General features: G+C 39.4%; 16 protein-coding genes. 13 read left to right on the forward strand and 3 right to left on the reverse strand.

What is annotated here, in order from left to right; all coding sequences use genetic code 11:
• Positions 1-43 precede the first annotated feature (43 nt).
• From ACVCDT_RS07210 to ACVCDT_RS07245, 8 genes are all read left to right on the forward strand, one after another.
• Complete coding sequence (locus ACVCDT_RS07210) at positions 44-904, forward strand: alpha/beta fold hydrolase (RefSeq protein WP_447132093.1); 861 nt, start codon at positions 44-46, stop codon at positions 902-904.
• Between the two features lie 118 nt (positions 905-1,022).
• Complete coding sequence (fadD, locus tag ACVCDT_RS07215; protein WP_447132094.1) at positions 1,023-2,678, forward strand: long-chain-fatty-acid--CoA ligase FadD; 1,656 nt, start codon at positions 1,023-1,025, stop codon at positions 2,676-2,678.
• A 91-nt stretch (positions 2,679-2,769) separates the two neighbouring features.
• Positions 2,770-3,936 carry a ribonuclease D gene (rnd, locus tag ACVCDT_RS07220; RefSeq protein ID WP_447132095.1) on the forward strand — a complete coding sequence of 389 codons (1,167 nt, stop codon included), beginning with the start codon at positions 2,770-2,772 and terminating at the stop codon, positions 3,934-3,936.
• Positions 3,936-4,220 (forward strand): YcgL domain-containing protein, encoded by a 285-nt coding sequence (locus ACVCDT_RS07225; protein WP_447132096.1) that lies wholly within the window; start codon positions 3,936-3,938, stop codon positions 4,218-4,220. The genes rnd and ACVCDT_RS07225 overlap by 1 nt, the downstream gene beginning before the upstream one ends.
• Complete coding sequence (locus ACVCDT_RS07230; protein WP_447132097.1) at positions 4,217-5,203, forward strand: lytic murein transglycosylase; 987 nt, start codon at positions 4,217-4,219, stop codon at positions 5,201-5,203. Before ACVCDT_RS07225 ends, ACVCDT_RS07230 begins: the two co-directional genes overlap by 4 nt.
• A gap of 4 nt (positions 5,204-5,207) precedes the next feature.
• A complete protein-coding gene (locus ACVCDT_RS07235) occupies positions 5,208-5,873 on the forward strand; it encodes a fumarylacetoacetate hydrolase family protein (protein ID WP_447132098.1) in 666 nt (221 codons plus the stop codon).
• Positions 5,874-5,875: 2 nt separating this feature from the next.
• Entirely contained in the window at positions 5,876-6,259 is a 384-nt protein-coding gene (locus ACVCDT_RS07240) for a hypothetical protein (RefSeq protein WP_447132099.1), read from the forward strand.
• Positions 6,260-6,289: 30 nt separating this feature from the next.
• Positions 6,290-6,781 carry a YcgN family cysteine cluster protein gene (locus ACVCDT_RS07245; RefSeq protein ID WP_447132100.1) on the forward strand — a complete coding sequence of 164 codons (492 nt, stop codon included), beginning with the start codon at positions 6,290-6,292 and terminating at the stop codon, positions 6,779-6,781.
• 66 nt (positions 6,782-6,847) lie between these two features.
• Here ACVCDT_RS07245 and dsbB read toward each other — a convergent pair whose 3' ends face one another.
• Together dsbB and nhaB are read right to left on the reverse strand one after the other, a co-directional pair.
• Positions 6,848-7,372 (reverse strand): disulfide bond formation protein DsbB, encoded by a 525-nt coding sequence (gene dsbB, locus ACVCDT_RS07250; RefSeq protein ID WP_447132101.1) that lies wholly within the window; start codon positions 7,370-7,372, stop codon positions 6,848-6,850.
• A 2-nt stretch (positions 7,373-7,374) separates the two neighbouring features.
• Entirely contained in the window at positions 7,375-8,958 is a 1,584-nt protein-coding gene (gene nhaB / locus ACVCDT_RS07255) for a sodium/proton antiporter NhaB (protein WP_447132102.1), read from the reverse strand.
• Positions 8,959-9,194: 236 nt separating this feature from the next.
• Here nhaB and fadR point away from each other — a divergent pair, with 236 nt between their 5' ends.
• On the forward strand, positions 9,195-9,905 hold the full coding sequence (gene fadR / locus ACVCDT_RS07260) for a fatty acid metabolism transcriptional regulator FadR (RefSeq protein ID WP_447132103.1): 711 nt from the start codon (positions 9,195-9,197) through the stop codon (positions 9,903-9,905).
• 329 nt (positions 9,906-10,234) lie between these two features.
• Complete coding sequence (locus tag ACVCDT_RS07265) at positions 10,235-11,701, forward strand: hypothetical protein (RefSeq protein WP_447132104.1); 1,467 nt, start codon at positions 10,235-10,237, stop codon at positions 11,699-11,701.
• Positions 11,702-11,717: 16 nt separating this feature from the next.
• Here ACVCDT_RS07265 and ACVCDT_RS07270 read toward each other — a convergent pair whose 3' ends face one another.
• Positions 11,718-12,260 (reverse strand): DUF7010 family protein, encoded by a 543-nt coding sequence (locus tag ACVCDT_RS07270; protein WP_447132105.1) that lies wholly within the window; start codon positions 12,258-12,260, stop codon positions 11,718-11,720.
• A 214-nt stretch (positions 12,261-12,474) separates the two neighbouring features.
• Between ACVCDT_RS07270 and ACVCDT_RS07275 the strand changes: the two genes are divergently transcribed.
• From ACVCDT_RS07275 to ACVCDT_RS07285, 3 genes are all read left to right on the forward strand, one after another.
• The gene (locus ACVCDT_RS07275; RefSeq protein ID WP_447132106.1) at positions 12,475-14,094 is read left to right on the forward strand and encodes a GMC family oxidoreductase; all 1,620 of its coding nucleotides are present in this window, start codon (positions 12,475-12,477) and stop codon (positions 14,092-14,094) included.
• Between the two features lie 102 nt (positions 14,095-14,196).
• A complete protein-coding gene (locus ACVCDT_RS07280; RefSeq protein WP_447132107.1) occupies positions 14,197-15,363 on the forward strand; it encodes a tetratricopeptide repeat protein in 1,167 nt (388 codons plus the stop codon).
• 22 nt (positions 15,364-15,385) lie between these two features.
• A complete protein-coding gene (locus ACVCDT_RS07285; RefSeq protein ID WP_447132108.1) occupies positions 15,386-16,504 on the forward strand; it encodes a DNA alkylation repair protein in 1,119 nt (372 codons plus the stop codon).
• The last annotated feature ends 8 nt before the right edge of the window (positions 16,505-16,512 follow it).

A 16,512-nucleotide genomic window follows, 5' to 3' on the forward strand; every position in this document is an offset into this window, starting at 1 on the left:
GCAAGCTATTGCCGCTTTTTTTATTTGTTAAAAAGGATATCTAGTGCAGTCTTTAGAATTTACTTTAGCCAATCTCACCCTTAAAGGCATAGGTTATGGCAACCCCGATAAACCAATTATTTTAGCCCTGCATGGTTGGCTAGATAATGCCGCTAGCTTTTCGCCAATCTCAGAGTACTTAACTGATTATTATGTGGTGGCAATTGACCTTACCGGCCATGGTTTGTCATCGCACCGAAGTGCCGGCGCACATTATCATTTAATCGACTTTGTTTACGACTTGCATGAATTGATTGCTGGGCAGAATTGGCAAAGCATCATACTGATGGGGCATTCAATGGGCGGTATTATCGCGACTTTATATACCAGCTGTTTTCCCGAAAGGATCCACAAACTTATTAGCATAGAATCTTTTGGACCTATGACTAAAGACAGTCACAGTAGCCCAGAGCAATTGCGTGAATCTATTCTAAGCCGATTAAAAGCAGAGCAATCTGCTGCCAGTCAGCCCAAAAGTTATGAACGTACCCTACAAGCACGAGCAACAGCCGGTGATATGCAACTTTCATCCGCCAAATTATTGATTGATAGAAATGTTCGCGAACACCAAGGTCAACTGTTGTTTAACACAGACAGACGTTTACGTACTTTTTCTTCATTGCGAATAACCGAAGAGCAAGCTGAAGCTTTTATGCGAAATATTCAATGCCCAGTTTTAGCTATACTAGGCAATCAAGGCTTTGAGTCTATGCGCACAACCTTAGACAAAAGGTTAGATTGGGTAGCAGATCTGACTGTTCAGCATTGTAACGGTCATCATCATTTACATATGGACAATCCCCAACCAGTTGCAGCTGCAATAGTGCGATTTTTGAGCAAACAGTCAACTGGTCGTAGTTGTTAATACTTTGTTGATTTATCTTTGTGAAAGCTTTAGGTAGACTTGGCCTCAAGATAAAAATAACAAACGAACCAGTAGTTATTGGTGAGTGACATCTGACTAAGTCATGCTCGGAGGCATAGTGGAAAAAATTTGGTTAAAAAATTACGACTCTAGGGTTCCTGCCGAAATAGACCTAGAAGCATATAGTTCGATAGTGGATATTTTTGAACAGTCTATTGAAAAATATGCCAGCAATATTAGCTACATCAATATGGGTAAAAGCATTACCTTCCAAGAATTAGACAAATTATCGCGGGACTTTGCCGCTTATTTGCAAAACTCTGGATTAAAAAAAGGTGACGCTGTTGCCATAATGATGCCAAATTTACTGCAATACCCAGTGGCATTGTTTGGTATTTTGCGCGCCGGCATGACAGTGGTGAACGTAAATCCACTTTACACAGCTAGAGAGCTACAGCATCAGCTTACCGACTCAAGCGCAAAGGCCATTATCATAGTTGAAAATTTTGCCTGTACTTTAGCCGAAGTCATTGATCAAACAGGGGTCGAAACCGTTTTACTGACCTCTTTAGGTGATATGTTATCGCCGGTAAAAAAGGTTCTGACTAACTTAGTAGTAAAGTATGTTAAAAAAATGGTGCCTGCTTATCATTTGCCTAAAGCCAAGTCTTTTATGCAAGCCCTTAAACAAGGCCAATCTTTGTCTTATACCCGCCCTAATGTTGAGCCTCAGGACTTAGCATTTCTGCAATACACAGGTGGTACTACAGGTGTATCTAAAGGGGCTATGTTAACCCATCAAAATATCGTGGCTAACTTGCAGCAAACCTCGACTATTTTGGAAACTGTTATTGAGCCAGGTAAAGAATTAGTAGTCACTGCATTACCTCTTTATCATATCTTTGCTTTACAAGGTAATTGCTTAACTTTTGTTAAATTTGGCTGCCCTAATTTACTGATCACTAACCCAAGAGATATGCCGGGCTTTGTGGCTGAGTTAAGCAATTATCCGTTTACCGTTATTACTGGGGTAAATACTTTATTTAATGGCTTATTAAACACCCCTGGTTTTGCCGATTTAGATTTTAGCCGCCTTAAATTTGCTTTAGGTGGGGGAGCGGCGGTACAACGCCCAGTGGCCGAAAAGTGGCAAAAAGTCACTGGCCATGTATTGCTAGAAGGTTATGGATTAACAGAATGTTGCCCAGTAGTGACAGTTAACCCTCCGCATTTAGAGGCTTATAAAGGCTCTATTGGTATGCCAGTTCCTTCAACTGACATAAAATTAGTGGATGAGCAAGGCCAAGAAGTGGCCGAAGGCGAACCAGGCGAAATGTTAGTGAAAGGTCCACAAGTTATGAAGGGCTACTTAAACCGACCAGATGCCACAGCGGAAATGATAGTTGATGGTTGGTTAGCCACAGGTGATATAGCAACTTGTGATAAAGACGGATATTTTTATATAGTCGATCGCAAAAAAGACATGATTTTGGTTTCGGGCTTTAATGTGTTCCCTAACGAAATAGAAGAGGTCGCAGCTATGCACGAAAATGTGCTAGAAGCCGCTGCTATAGGTGAGCCAAACGAAGTTTCTGGTGAAATTGTGAAGTTGGTGGTGGTGCTAAAAGAACCCGGCTCAACTGAACAAAATATTATTGAACACTGCCGCGAACACTTAACAGGTTATAAAGTTCCGAAAAAAGTAGAGTTTACTGACGAGCTTCCTAAAAGTAATGTTGGTAAGATACTGCGCAGAGAATTACGCGATAAGTAAAGCTTATTAACCCACGTTTTTTACCCAGATGTAAAAAGCCGGCAGCAGCCGGTTTTTTTATGGCGTAAAAAGCCACAGATTTTGGACATTCATGCAATATAGTTTTATCACTACCAATCAAGCATTAGCCGACTATTGTTTGCAAGCTAAGCAAGCCAGCGCCATAGCAGTAGACACTGAGTTTGTGCGGACTCGTACTTTGTATCCTAAATTAGGTTTGATTCAAATTTATGATGGCCAACAACTGGTATTAATCGATCCTTTAGCCATAGATGATTTTAGCAGTTTAACCGCACTGTTAACCGATCCTCAGGTGGTAAAAGTGTTGCATTCTTGCTCTGAAGATCTAGAAACCTTTTGGCATGCCTTTAAAGTCATGCCAAGTCCTATTTTTGATAGTCAGTTTGCCGCCAGTTTATTAGGTATGGGGCCCGCATTAGGTTACGCCAAATTGGTTGAAACTATGTTAACTATTACGGTAGACAAAGGCGAGTCTCGTACCGATTGGTTAGCTAGACCTTTACGTGAAGAACAATGTGACTATGCCGCAAAAGATGTGTTGTATTTGCTACAACTCTATCCAAGCTTAACCCAGCAAATAGAACAGCAAGGCAGGCTTAATTGGGTGTATACAGAAATGGAACATTTAGCCCAGAAAAAACGTTTACAACCCGATGCTGAGTCTGTGTATTTGTCTATGAAGAATACTTGGAAACTCTCGGGTAAAGCTTTGTTAGTATTTAAAAAGCTTGCCGCCTGGCGAATTCAAACCGCTAGGCAAAGAGATCTGGCACTCAATTTTGTGGTAAGAGAAGAAAATCTCTTTACCATTGCTCAGCAGCAACCTAAAAACAAACAAGCTCTAGCTATTTTGCCGGGGATCAATGCCCATGAGGTGCGTATTCATGGCGATGCACTGCTTAAAATAGTGCAAGACTGTCAACAGGCACAAGCAACAGATTACCCTGCCAGAGTTAACCGTTTAAATGACATAGATGGGTACAAAAATGTGGTGTCTAAAGTGAAAAAAGTTTGTACTCAACAAGCCGAACTACACCAGTTGCCGGTAGAATTGTTAGGCTCTAAAAAGCAAGTTAATCAATTACTAAAGTGGTGTTGGTTTAATGAAAGTGAATATGCTCAATCTGACTTACTGCCAGACTTAGTTAGTCACTGGCGTGGTGAGATTTTAATTAAAGAATTAGCTAAAATAGCGGAACTTAATTTGCCCAGTCAACTAACCGGAGAGCAGCACTAATGTTATGTGCGGTGTATAAAAGCAGCAAAAAACAACAAACCTACTTGTATGTGCCAGCGCGAGATGACTTTTCTAAAGTGCCAGATGGGTTATTAAAAACCTTTGGTAAACCGATTTTTTTAATGGTGATGCCACTAAAAAAGGATCGCAAGCTTGGCAGTGTTGATATTGATAAGTTGCGTTCAGAACTGACCTTAAAAGGCTTTTATCTGCAATTGCCGCCACCACCTGAAAATATGCTAAAGGCTCACTTACAGCAACAAAAACAAGCAGGGAAAGAATGAAAGTGTTGAAACTATTATTACCCAAAGTGGTGGTTATAAGTTGGGTTTTGTTTGCCTGTTTGGCTCAGGCAAAAGTGCCCTTTGAACAATATGTATTGGAATTAAAAGCCGAGGCCACAGAAAAAGGATTTAGCCAAGCGTTGGTAGATCAAGCTTTTGCAAACCTAGATTATAAAGAAAAGGTAGTGAAGGCAGACAAAAATCAGCCAGAACGTAAAATTACTTTAGACAGTTATTTAGCTACCCGTGTACCTGACTGGAAAGTGAAAAAAGCGCTTAGCTTGCTCGAGCAACATCACAACCTTTTAAGCCAAGTTGAACAAGAGTACGGTGTACAAAAGCGTTTTATTGTTGCTCTGTGGGGTAATGAAAGTAACTTTGGCAGTTACATGGGCAAACACTCAGTTATTCAAGCGCTGGTCACCCTAGCTTATGAGGGGCGCAGAGAGGCGTTATTTAAAAAACAACTTTTTGCCGCATTAGAAATTTTACAACAAGGCCATATTGAATTAGAAAACTTTGTTGGGTCTTGGGCAGGAGCCATGGGCCAATCGCAATTTATGCCTACATCTTTTTTACACTACGCAGTAGATTTTGATAAAGATGGCAAAAAAGACATATGGAACAGCCACGCAGATGTGTTTGCCTCAATAGCAAACTTTTTAAAATCCGAAGGCTGGGATCAACAATATACCTGGGGTAGACAAGTTAAAGTGCCTAAAAACTTTGACTTCAACTTAATTGGCTTGAGTAAAAAGGCTAAAAAGACCCTTGCTCAATGGTCGGCTCTTGGAGTAACTAAGTTTGATCAACAAGCTTTACCACAAGTGCCAATTTTGGCTTCACTGATCGCCCCTGATGGTGAGCAAGGCAGGATATATTTGGTTTATCAAAACTTTGATACTTTGATGAAATGGAATCGCTCAAGTTATTTTGGGGTATCTGTGAGTTATTTGTCTGATCGAATTAAAAAAGGTCGTTAAACAGATGATGACCTATGCTCACCAAAGTATTCAAGGCCAGCCAATAGATTTACCTGTGGGAAAAGTGGTGTGTGTGGGGCGCAATTATCTAGCCCACATTGATGAATTAGGTAATCAGGTACCCGAACAGCCCTTACTTTTTATTAAACCTAATACCGCCCTTACTCCTCTAGAGCAACCAGTAGTTATCCCTAAAAACTTAGGCGCTTGCCACAATGAAGTGGAAATAGCGGTGTTAATTCAGCATCCACTAAAGCAAGCCAGTGAAGAGCAAATAAAAGACGCGATTTGGGGGCTAGGTTTAGGCTTAGATTTAACCTTAAGAGAGGTTCAAGATAAAGCTAAAGCACAAGGTCACCCTTGGGAACGAGCCAAAGCTTTTGATGCAAGTTGTCCAATGTCAGGGTTTATTCAGCTGCATAAACTAGATAATTTAACTAATTTGAGCTTTAGTTTACGAGTAAATGATAATCTACGTCAGCAAGGCAATACTCAGAATATGCTAGTGTCAATTCAAGCCTTATTAAAGGAAATATCCCAGAGTTTCACCTTGTTGCCAGGAGATATAGTAATGACAGGTACCCCTAAAGGAGTGGCAGCATTATTGCCTGGTGACCAATTAAGCTTAAGTTTAGACTCGCATTTTTGCGTAACCACAGTGGTTGAGTAAGTATGAATTTCTCCTTTGAATTAGTAGTAGACCCAGCCAATGAGTTACTTATTGTTGATGTGGTGGGCAAAGTAAGTTTAGTGGTAGACGTAGAACACATGTTAAAAAATGTAATTAAGATGGCGGGCAAACATCAAGTTAAAAATGTGGTGTTAGATGTCACCAAATTCTATACCGAATGTTCAAATGTTGAAATTGCCAAGCTTATGATCGATTTGCAAAGCCAAGGATTACTTGAAGGGGTGAAAATTGCTCGTATTGTTTGCCCAGAAAATAACGTACACACTATTATAGAAGGCATGGCTGATAGTCTAGACCTGTCAATTAAAAACTTCGAATCGCGTAGTCAGGCCATGCTCTGGTTATTGTTTGATAAAGTTGACTAAGCTCAACTACCCAACAGAGTAAAACAAAATATGGAAAAGTATTGGGAAACCAAAACCCTGTCACAGATGAATCAAGAAGAGTGGGAAGGGGTTTGTGATGGTTGTGCAAAATGTTGTTTACATAAATTTATTGATGACGAAGCGGTAGAGCAGGCACAAACAACAGATCATATTCAGCAAGGTGAACATATTCATTACACCAACATAGTTTGCCAATTGTTAAATACTAAAACCTGTGATTGTACCCAATACCATCAACGCACACAGTTAGTGCCAGAATGTGTGAAACTAACCAAAGATAACCTGCAGGATATCTTTTTTATGCCGCAAAGTTGTAGTTATCGAAGACTGTATGAAGGCAGAGGCTTACCTAGTTGGCATCCCTTGTTAAATAAACAAAAAAAATCAGCCATGCATAAAGCTGGAATGTCGGTTAGAGGTAAAACGGTTTCAGATAAAGATGTAAACCTTGATGACTTTGAAGATTACATAGCCTTGTGGCCCATTGAAGATCTAGATTAAAACTCTCATCAGGCATAAAAAAAGCTCACAAATAATGTGAGCTTTTTTAAATTTAACGCTTTTTAATTAAATTGTGCGCTGTTGCCATAAGCGTGTGACTAACACAGTTGCCCATAGAGCGGTATAAATGGCAAAAATCACTATCATCCATTGTGGCATGCTCATGTCTAAAAATGACCAATTTAAGTCACCACAGTCACCGGTAGCAGCAAAAATGTTTGGCAGCCATTCATGCAGTGGCGCCCAACTAGGAAAGTTAGGTTCAAACTCACAAGTTGCAAAAAATGGATTAGCCGCTGTTTGAATATCAACATGTTCAATGGCTATGCGTAGCCCCCAAATTGCCGATACGCCCCAGCCAACAAAGCCTAATATTCGGGTGATAATATTGTTAATTAACATTGCGGGTATAGCTGCAAATAATACTCCAAATACAGCTGTACGTTGATATATGCACATTATGCAAGGCTCAAGGCCCATGGCATGTTGAAAATACAATGCAATGATTTCTAGAATGAGCGCAGAGGCAAATAATATGCCCCATGCGCTTTTGCTTGCAGCTAACTGCGATACTTTAGCTATTGATATCATACTTAGTGCGGTTTCGCTTCTGCACTAGGCATAGCCCCAGTATGATGTTCAATAAACTGCATGTCATACAACCAGTCGGTTAAATCGTACAATCCAAAGTAGGTACAAGCTAAACCAACCAAGGTTAAAACAATAGTATAAGGCAAAGCCATATACACCATAGTGCCGTAAGACAATCTAAGTAGAGGTGCAATCGCTGAGGTTAACAAGAATAAAAACGCAGCTTGACCATTTGGCGTTGCAACACTAGGTAAGTTAGTACCTGTATTGATAGCAACAGCAAGTAAATCAAATTGGTCGCGAGTGATTACCCCATTATTTAATGCTGCAGTAACCTCAGTGATATAAACCGAGCCAACAAATACGTTATCGCTAACCATAGATAACAAACCATTAGCTAAATAGAACATCACTAATTGGGTGGTGCCCTCAAAAGTTAATACCCAATTAATAACAGGGGTAAACAAGCCCTGATCAATAATCACCGCAACAATGCCAAAAAACACACAAAGCAGGGCAGTGAAAGGCAGAGCCTCTTCAAAAGCTTTACCTATAGAATGCTCGTCAATAATCCCACTCATTGAAGTGGTTAACACTATGATAGATAGACCAATTAAACCAACAGCAGCTAAGTGACCTGCTAAGCCTATCACTAACCAAACCGCGATTAAGCCTTGGACCACTAAACGCGCTTTGTCTTGAGTGGTGAGGTTCTCTTCAATATTTGCATCATAAGCAGTAAGAATTTCTCTTACTCTTGATGGAATTTGTGCGCCATAGCTAAATAGTCGAAATTTTTCTACCACAAATGTTGTGGCTAAGCCGGCAAAAAATACTGGAATAGTTATTGGCGACATACGAATGAAAAATTCGACAAAGCCCCATCCAGCTTTATCAGCGATGATGAGGTTTTGTGGTTCACCCACCATAGTCATTACGCCACCTAAAGCAGTACCTATACCAGCATGCATCATTAGGTTACGTAAAAACGCACGGAAGTTTTCTAAATCGTCACGATTGGGATGAGGGAAATCATGGTCGTGAGAGTGGTCATGGTCTGAGTGAAACTCTTTACCCGAGGCGACTTTGTGGTAAATAGAATAAAAACCTAACCCCACTGTAATAATAACTGCTACTACTGTTAGCGCATCTAAAAAGGCCGACAAAATCGCCGACGATGCACAAAAAGCAATAGAAAGGACAATTTTGTTTTCGAGCTTAAGCACCAACTTAGTGAAGAGATACATAAGTAGCCCTTTCATAAAGTAGATACCTGCCACCATAAACACTAACAGAAATATAACTTCAACATTCACCACCATCTCGTGTTTCATGTGTTCTGGTGTGGTCATGCCAATAAACATGGCTTGTATTAACAGTAATCCACCAGGCTGCAAAGGGTAACACTTTAACGCCATGGCTAAGGTGAAAATAAACTCCAGTACTAATGCCCAACCCGCAATATAGGGATTATAGGCAAATAGAATGGGGTTGATAATAAGGAACGCAATAATAGCCTGTTTGTACCAAGTTGGGGCTTTGCCCAAAAAGTTGGCTGCGACTGCTTGTGGTATGGTCATTTGCATAAGCGTGATGTCCTTGCTGAATATTATAATTATTTAAATCAACGGGTAGTCAGAGTGTAAACAAAAATTCGTCTAAAATCCCATAGTTAAGCGATTTTTTGGTAAAAAATATGAGCTTTTTAATAATAGATTGTTAACATCTCAAAGATTCGTTGTTACCGACAAATATCATCTGGTACAATCAGTTTATTCTGAATGGTTTCAATAACGAACCTAACTAAAGAAGTGAGTGGTTGATGATATATAAGGCACAAAGCCCAGCAGGATTCGCTGAAGAGTACATAGTAGAATCGATCTGGAGTGGACGCTTCCCGCCAGGTACTATTCTTCCTGCTGAACGCGAGTTATCTGAATTAATTGGCGTAACTCGTACTACTTTACGAGAAGTGCTACAACGTTTGGCTAGAGACGGTTGGTTGACCATTCAACATGGAAAACCTACTAAGGTAAATAATTTCTGGGAAACCTCAGGATTAAATATTTTAGAAACCCTAGCACGTTTAGACGAAGACGGTATTTCAGAACTAGTTGATCACCTATTGGCCGCCCGAACTAATTTGAGTGCGGTATTTATTCGAGGGGCTATCCGTAATCAACAACAAAAAACCATTGAAATATTAAACCAATATTTAGACCTTCCTGATGACGGTAAAGTTTTTGCTGAGCGTGATTATCAACTTAATCATGATCTAGCCTTTATCTCTGGCAACCCAGTTTATGTGTTAATGATGAATGGCTTTAGAGGTTTGTATTCGCGTATTGGTGGTTATTATTTCTCTGATCCAGAATCAAGAGAAGTGACGCGCAAGTACTATCGTACTTTGCTAGAACTGGCGGAAAAAGGCGACTACGAAGCTGTGCCTCTAGTGGTAAGAAATTACGGCATTGAAAGTGGTAAAATTTGGCAAACCTTACGCGATGATATGCCTAAAGGTTTGGTTGATTAGCCTTAAATATCTGGGCTAACAAAGTTGTTAGCTCAGTTTTAGTTTGTTTTATCCCCTTAATTTTACTTTTTTCTAAAATTCATTTTATAGCCTATTTTGATTCATTAATGCTAGCTAAATTAGTTAGTTAGAATTTAAAACTTTTATAGCAATTCCACGTATACATTAGCAAAAGCCCAAATCAGAATTAAAAAGGTATGGGTATTAGTACCTATGTACAATTTGACTAGTGGTTGGAGTTTGCCAAATTAAAATTCCTGAGTACACTGCAGTATCAGCTAGCAAGCTTATTTTTATAGTAAAGATATTAAAATCTTGAATGGAGTCTAATGCTCGATAAACAACAAAACTCTAGTTATACAGTGGCTGTTGACCTTTTGGTGGACGAAATCGCTGGAACTAAAGACGTTAGCAATGAGCAACTTCCAAGTCTGTTTCAGCAGGCAGCTCAGTATTTTCAAGAAGAGCCAGCCAAAAGACTTAAATTAGCTGAGCTTAAAGCCCAAATGGATGAACTAAAAATATCCATTCAATCTAGTTCAGAAAAAACTGCGATGGCATTAAGGCAACAACTTAATACACTAAGCAACCAGTTAAAGTCTGAGCAACTTTCACAGCAAAAACAGCGCCTTGCTAGATTAAACTCTGTGACAGATCTTTGTAGACAGTTATTAGCCCTGACTGAAGGGGATAATTACGAAGAAACCCAGTTATTAAGTGCAAAGTTTTTAACCACTCTAGTGTTGTTTTCTCCTGAACAGGGTAAAAGGCAAGCTGAGTTGCATCAAAAACTAAAACCCGCCTATAAAGCCGTATTAAGTCTGCGTTTACTAGACCAATTATTACGAAGTGAGGTGGTTAAAAACCCTTATATTCTTAAGCATTATCAGGCTGAACATCGTTATCAACAGCAAGATTTTGCAAAAGAATCATTTATCCAAGCTGTGGTGTTGCCCATTATAATAGCGGCTATGTTTCAAGATGTAGGTTTACTTCATCCTGAATTAGTCAATATTTTATATGGTAAAGAAAAAGATCAAGATCCCTATCGTTTGTTAGAAAAAGACGAACGCGAAAAGATGCTGCGCTTGAGTTACGAATATACAGTTGATTATCTGAAAAATGGTTTAGGTTGCCAAATTTTAACGTCTGGAACTCCAGAAGAGCGCGAGGCATTTTCGCTGGCTGAGCAAAAACGCCTGCAATTTCAATTGGGATTAGTACAAGATGCCAGTTCATCTAAGTTAGGTACCAGCGAAATTATTAAGATCCCGCAAATTTATACTTCGGTCATTTTTTCTACTAAGCGAGATTACCAACGAAAAGAGCTGCCCACAGCAGCTATTTTACTTGCCCAATTAGCCATTAAAAAGGCGATAAGCTCGCAAATATCCAAGGCCTTTTTAGATATAGTTGGGCAATTTCCATTAGGTTATGGGGTTGCTTATATTGCACAAGACTTAAATGGCGAAGAACTCGAGTTTTACGAATATGGGATTGTTTCAAGGTTAAACCCCCAAAAATTTGACGAACCCATTTGCCGCTTAGTAACAAAAAATTTAATTTACTTACCCCATGGGAAAACAACAGTCATTAAAAAAGAAAGAAACTTACATTTTCAAGAGGCCAGAAAAAAACTGATAAAAGTGGATCCCAAACGTTTGGCTAAGATAATGCAAAAGCTTTCGCATAGTTATGTAGAGGGTAAAACCCCCGCTATCATCCCTTATTTTTGGGAGCCGCATAATTTCTTTTTTGTTGAAGGTCATCAAAATCTTTGGAGTATGGTAAAATAATATACCTAAACTAGCATTAGCTAGCGGTAGTTAGCTGCCGCCCTTGATTGAAGATTAGTAACGCAAAGATCAACTCTATTACCCCACCTAAAACTGCTCCAGTAGCAAACTCAGCGTTTAACACTATGCATAAAGCACCAACCAGCATTAAACTCGCGCCTAAAGCCCAATAAATTTTACTGCCATACAGGGTAGTAAAAATTAAATACCTAACCCCAATCATCAATAACATAATGGGATAAAACCAAGCCACATAAATTGATGCCACAGTAAAGGCAATAAACAAACCAACAAATAATATTATTGTGCTTTCTATGGCTAATTTACCTAAAGGGTTGTCCTTACTGTGTTTGCCACTGCGCTTAAAGAGCTTGGCTAATAAAATTGAAAGAGGAAAAATTAACATGCCGCCAAAAAACAGGGTTAACATGCTAGCTTGTGCAGAAAAAAACAACCCAACTAAGCCTGCAATACACCAAACTAACCCCGACACTAATACTCCAGTCGCACCCCCTAAATAACTAATATGCATGTTGTGCTGGGCTTGTTTAAATTGCATGTTTTTTCCTTAGTCATGAGTGAGTGATTAGTTTGTGTTTAAAATTTAAACTGTGACTCTGTTAACTTTGCCTTGCGATTCATGCCTTTGCAAAATATTTTTAAACCCCAGCTAATGCGGCCTATTTTGCCGCTGAATGTAAGCAACAAAATTCAGTGTTTTTTGTTATTCTGAGTTTAATCTCTTATCTAAATTTATTGTTGAGTATCAAACTATGAGCGAGTCGCCCCTCACTGCATTTGATTTTATTATTGTTGGCGCAGGGTCTGCAGGGGCGGTTATGGCTGCTCGTTTATCTGAAAATCCACAGATTAAAGTGTGTTTGATAGAAGCGGGCTCGAAAGATAAAAATCCACTTATTCATATTCCTTTTGGGTTGTCTGTGTTGGCCAGAATTAAGCACTTAAATTGGCACTATTACACTAGTGAACAATCCCAGCTGAATAATAGAAAACTTTACTGGCCACGGGGAAAAGTATTGGGCGGCTCAAGCTCAATTAATGCCATGTGTTATATCAGAGGTGTACCTGCAGACTACAACAACTGGCATCAGTCTGGCGCACAAGGTTGGCAGTGGTCAAAGGTTTTACCTTACTTTAAAAAATCTGAAAAATTTCAGGCAGGAGCAAGCGAGTTACACTCAGACCAAGGTTTGTTGCAGGTCAGTGAGTTACGTCATCACAATCCACTGTCGAATGATTTTGTCAAGGCCGCTGAAGTTTTAGGGCTTAACCAAGTGCAAGACTTTAATAGTTTAGAGCGTGAAGGATTAGGTTTTTATCAGGTTACCCAAACCAGTGGGCAGCGATGTTCAAGTGCTAAAGCTTATTTAAAACCTGCCATGCTAAGAAATAATTTGACTGTTATAACTGAAGCCTTAGTTGAAAAAATCTTAGTTAGCGAGGGCAGGGCCACAGGAGTACAAGTCAAGCTTGCTGGCAAAAGTACTCAGCTTAGTGCAGGTAAAGAAGTGATACTCAGTGCAGGTGCAATAAACTCACCCCAGCTATTAATGTTATCTGGAATTGGCCCTGCAGAACATTTACAACTAAAGCAGATTAAAGTTAAAAGGGATTTACCTGGGGTGGGGCAAAATCTACAAGATCATTTAGATGTTATTGTGCAACATAAGTGCAAAAAGCCAGCAAGTTATGCGGTGTCATTACGCAAACTACCTGCTTATATTCAAGCGGCCTTTAAATATGCCTTTAACCGTCAGGGATTATTTACCAGTAATATAGCTGAGGCGGGAGGCTTTGATAAAAGCCAATACAGCACTGAATTAGCTGATCTTCAGTATCATTTTTTGCCGGCTTTATTAGAAGATCATGGCCGCACTACGGTTTTTGGATTTGGGTTTGGCTTGCATGTTTGTGCGCTTTACCCAAAAAGTCGAGGCCATATTCAACTCAATTCCAACAGGCCAGATGATCCGCCAGTCATAGACCCAAATTATTTATCTCATAAAGAAGATATCAAGGTTTTACTTGCTGGCCTAAAACGGGCGAGAAAACTGCTAGCGGCTGCCAGTCTAAGCCATTACCAGTCATGGGAAGTAAGCCCTGGTAAAAGTCTACAAAGTGATGAACAGCTCATTAACTTTATAAAAGCGCAAGCACAAAGCATTTATCACCCAGTTGGTACCTGCAAAATGGGCAAAGCTGATGAAGCCACCAGTGTGGTTGATGCAGAGTTAAAGGTGCTGGGTATTAAAGGTTTAAGGGTGGCTGATGCTTCCGTTATGCCAACTATAGTTGGCGGTAATACCAATGCCCCTACTATTATGATTGCTGAACGATGTGCTGATTTTATTAAGCACGACCATAAGCTTTAAAAATAAATATTTATTATAGTTCTCAATGATTTAGATGGATTAACCGGCTTAATTTAGGTATGGTTTTTAGCGTCTAGGGTGTAATGAAAATAAGAAGAGTACATGAAAAAAATTTTACAAACTGTGTTATTTAGCTGTGTGTTAACAAATTGTGCCAACCAGCAAAATATCGCGCAACAGCTCCAGCAGCCAATAGAACAACAGCCCTTGCCTGAATTAGATTGGCAGAGCAAGGATTTCCAACTTCTTGATGTGCTAAAAAAAGACGATATTTTTGAACTAAATGAAAGTGCGCAACAAGCTTTTTATGCCTATTTTAACGCACCTGAAAATCAACATATTGAAGATCACGTTCGCTTATATAACTATATAGATCAGTTGTTAGATGGGTTTAGTTACAAGGGTGATACATACAGTGCCGATGTGGCTTCTACTATGCTGTCGGGCAACTGTTTATCTTTAGCCATTTTAACTAAAGGTTATGCCGACTTAGCTAATTTAAAGGTTAAGTTTTATAAAGTAAATTCTGCTCCAATTTATCAACGTGAAAATGGCGTCACCACTATCTCTTCACACGTGCAGACCCATATTTTTTCTTCAGGTAATAGAAAAAATAAAAATAAAAATGCCCTAGTGATCCCAGGTAAAGTGATCATCGATTATTTCCCAAGTACAGCTAATATCATTGGCGCAGAAGTTTCGGAAAATGACTTCATTTCTATGTATTACCAAAACTTAGCGGCTAAAGCCCTGATTAACAAAGAATTTGATTTAGCTTATTCGTTGTTGGTTGAAGCCATGAATCTTTCTCCTACTAACTTAGCCACTATCAATTCGTTAGCGGTACTCTATAAAAAAGCAGGACTTAATCTGCAGGCCGAATCTTTGTATCGTTTTACCTTAAATCACACTAAAGGCTCGGTAAACTTATTAAGCAACTACATAGTGTTTTTAAGATCAAAAGGCGAGCTTGAACAAGCGGAAGAACTAGAATTACGTTATCAAGAAATAGAAGATGATAATCCTTATAAGTGGTTTGATTTAGCTAATAAAGCCTTTAACGAGCGTAAGTTTAAAAGAGCCTTAAGGTTTTACGAAAAGTCTATCGAAGTTGCGCCATATCTACATGAAAGTTTTTTTGGACAGGCTAAAACTTTTGCCCGTTTAGGTTATAAATCAGAGGCTAGAGATGCACTAGAAAAAGCGGTAGAGCTAGCGTTTAAAGCTTCAGATGAAAAACTTTATTACGCAAAATTACAATCACTCTAAGTGGCTAGTTGGGCAGGGCTAAATGGCTGAGTTGCTTAAAGATAAGTATTCTATACAGGTTGCCAAAGACATTGCTTACAGTATCAATCAAGTGTACGCCCCATTTGATTCGTCTGGTTTTGTTAAACATGTTGCACAAGGGTTTGATGAGCTTGAATTGATGGCGCGAGCGGCAAAAATCGCCCAGAGTTTAGGCTATTATTTGCCCCAAGATTTTGCGCAAAGTGTCAATATTTTATTGGCGTCACTAAAGGTACCAATAGAGCTAGATGCAAATAACAATATGGCTGGCTTTTGGTATTTGCCACACAATCTATATGTTGCTCAGCACGGCTTGCATGATTTTGAATTGTCTATGTCTGCGTTTTACCATATGACACAAAAGTTTAGCTGTGAATTTGCTATACGACCTTTTATTCAAGCTTACCCTACACAGGCTATAGCCTTATTTAAACAATGGGCTAAAGATCCCAATCTTGATGTCAGGCGATTAGTATCAGAAGGTACCCGCACAAGGTTGCCATGGGCTAAACAATTACCAGAATTTATTCAAGATCCCAGCCCTGTCATTCAACTATTAGAGTTGTTAAAAGATGATAGCGAACTCTATGTTAGGCGCTCAGTAGCCAATAATCTGAATGATATAGGCAAAGATCATCCCAATTTACTAACCGAGATCGCAGCTAGATGGTGGAAAGGCGCCAATGCGCAAAGAAAATGGTTAGTTAAGCATGCACTGCGCTCGGCGATTAAGCGCGCAGATGTAACAGCATTACAGATTTTAGGTTATCAACAAAATGTTGAGCTTAGCATTCAGGGATTAACTGTTAGCCCTACCACAGTTGTTAAAGGTCAAAGTGTAGAACTGGCTTTTAGTTTAACTAACCAATCTCAACAAAGTGTGGCGTTAATGGTGGATTTTGCCCTACATTTTGTCAAAGCGAATGGGCAATCAAAACCTAAAGTATTTAAACTCAAAGCTTTGCAACTAGCCGCACAAAGCCATCAAGACTTTGTTAAAAAAATTAGCTTTAAACCTATGACCACTCGCACTTTATACAGCGGCGTGCACAAGCTAGAGGTGATAGTTAATGGCAAGGTTTTACAAGTCACCGACTTTTATCTAGATGCGGGCAGTTAAAAATACAT

This window comes from Paraglaciecola aestuariivivens, from assembly GCF_052983255.1.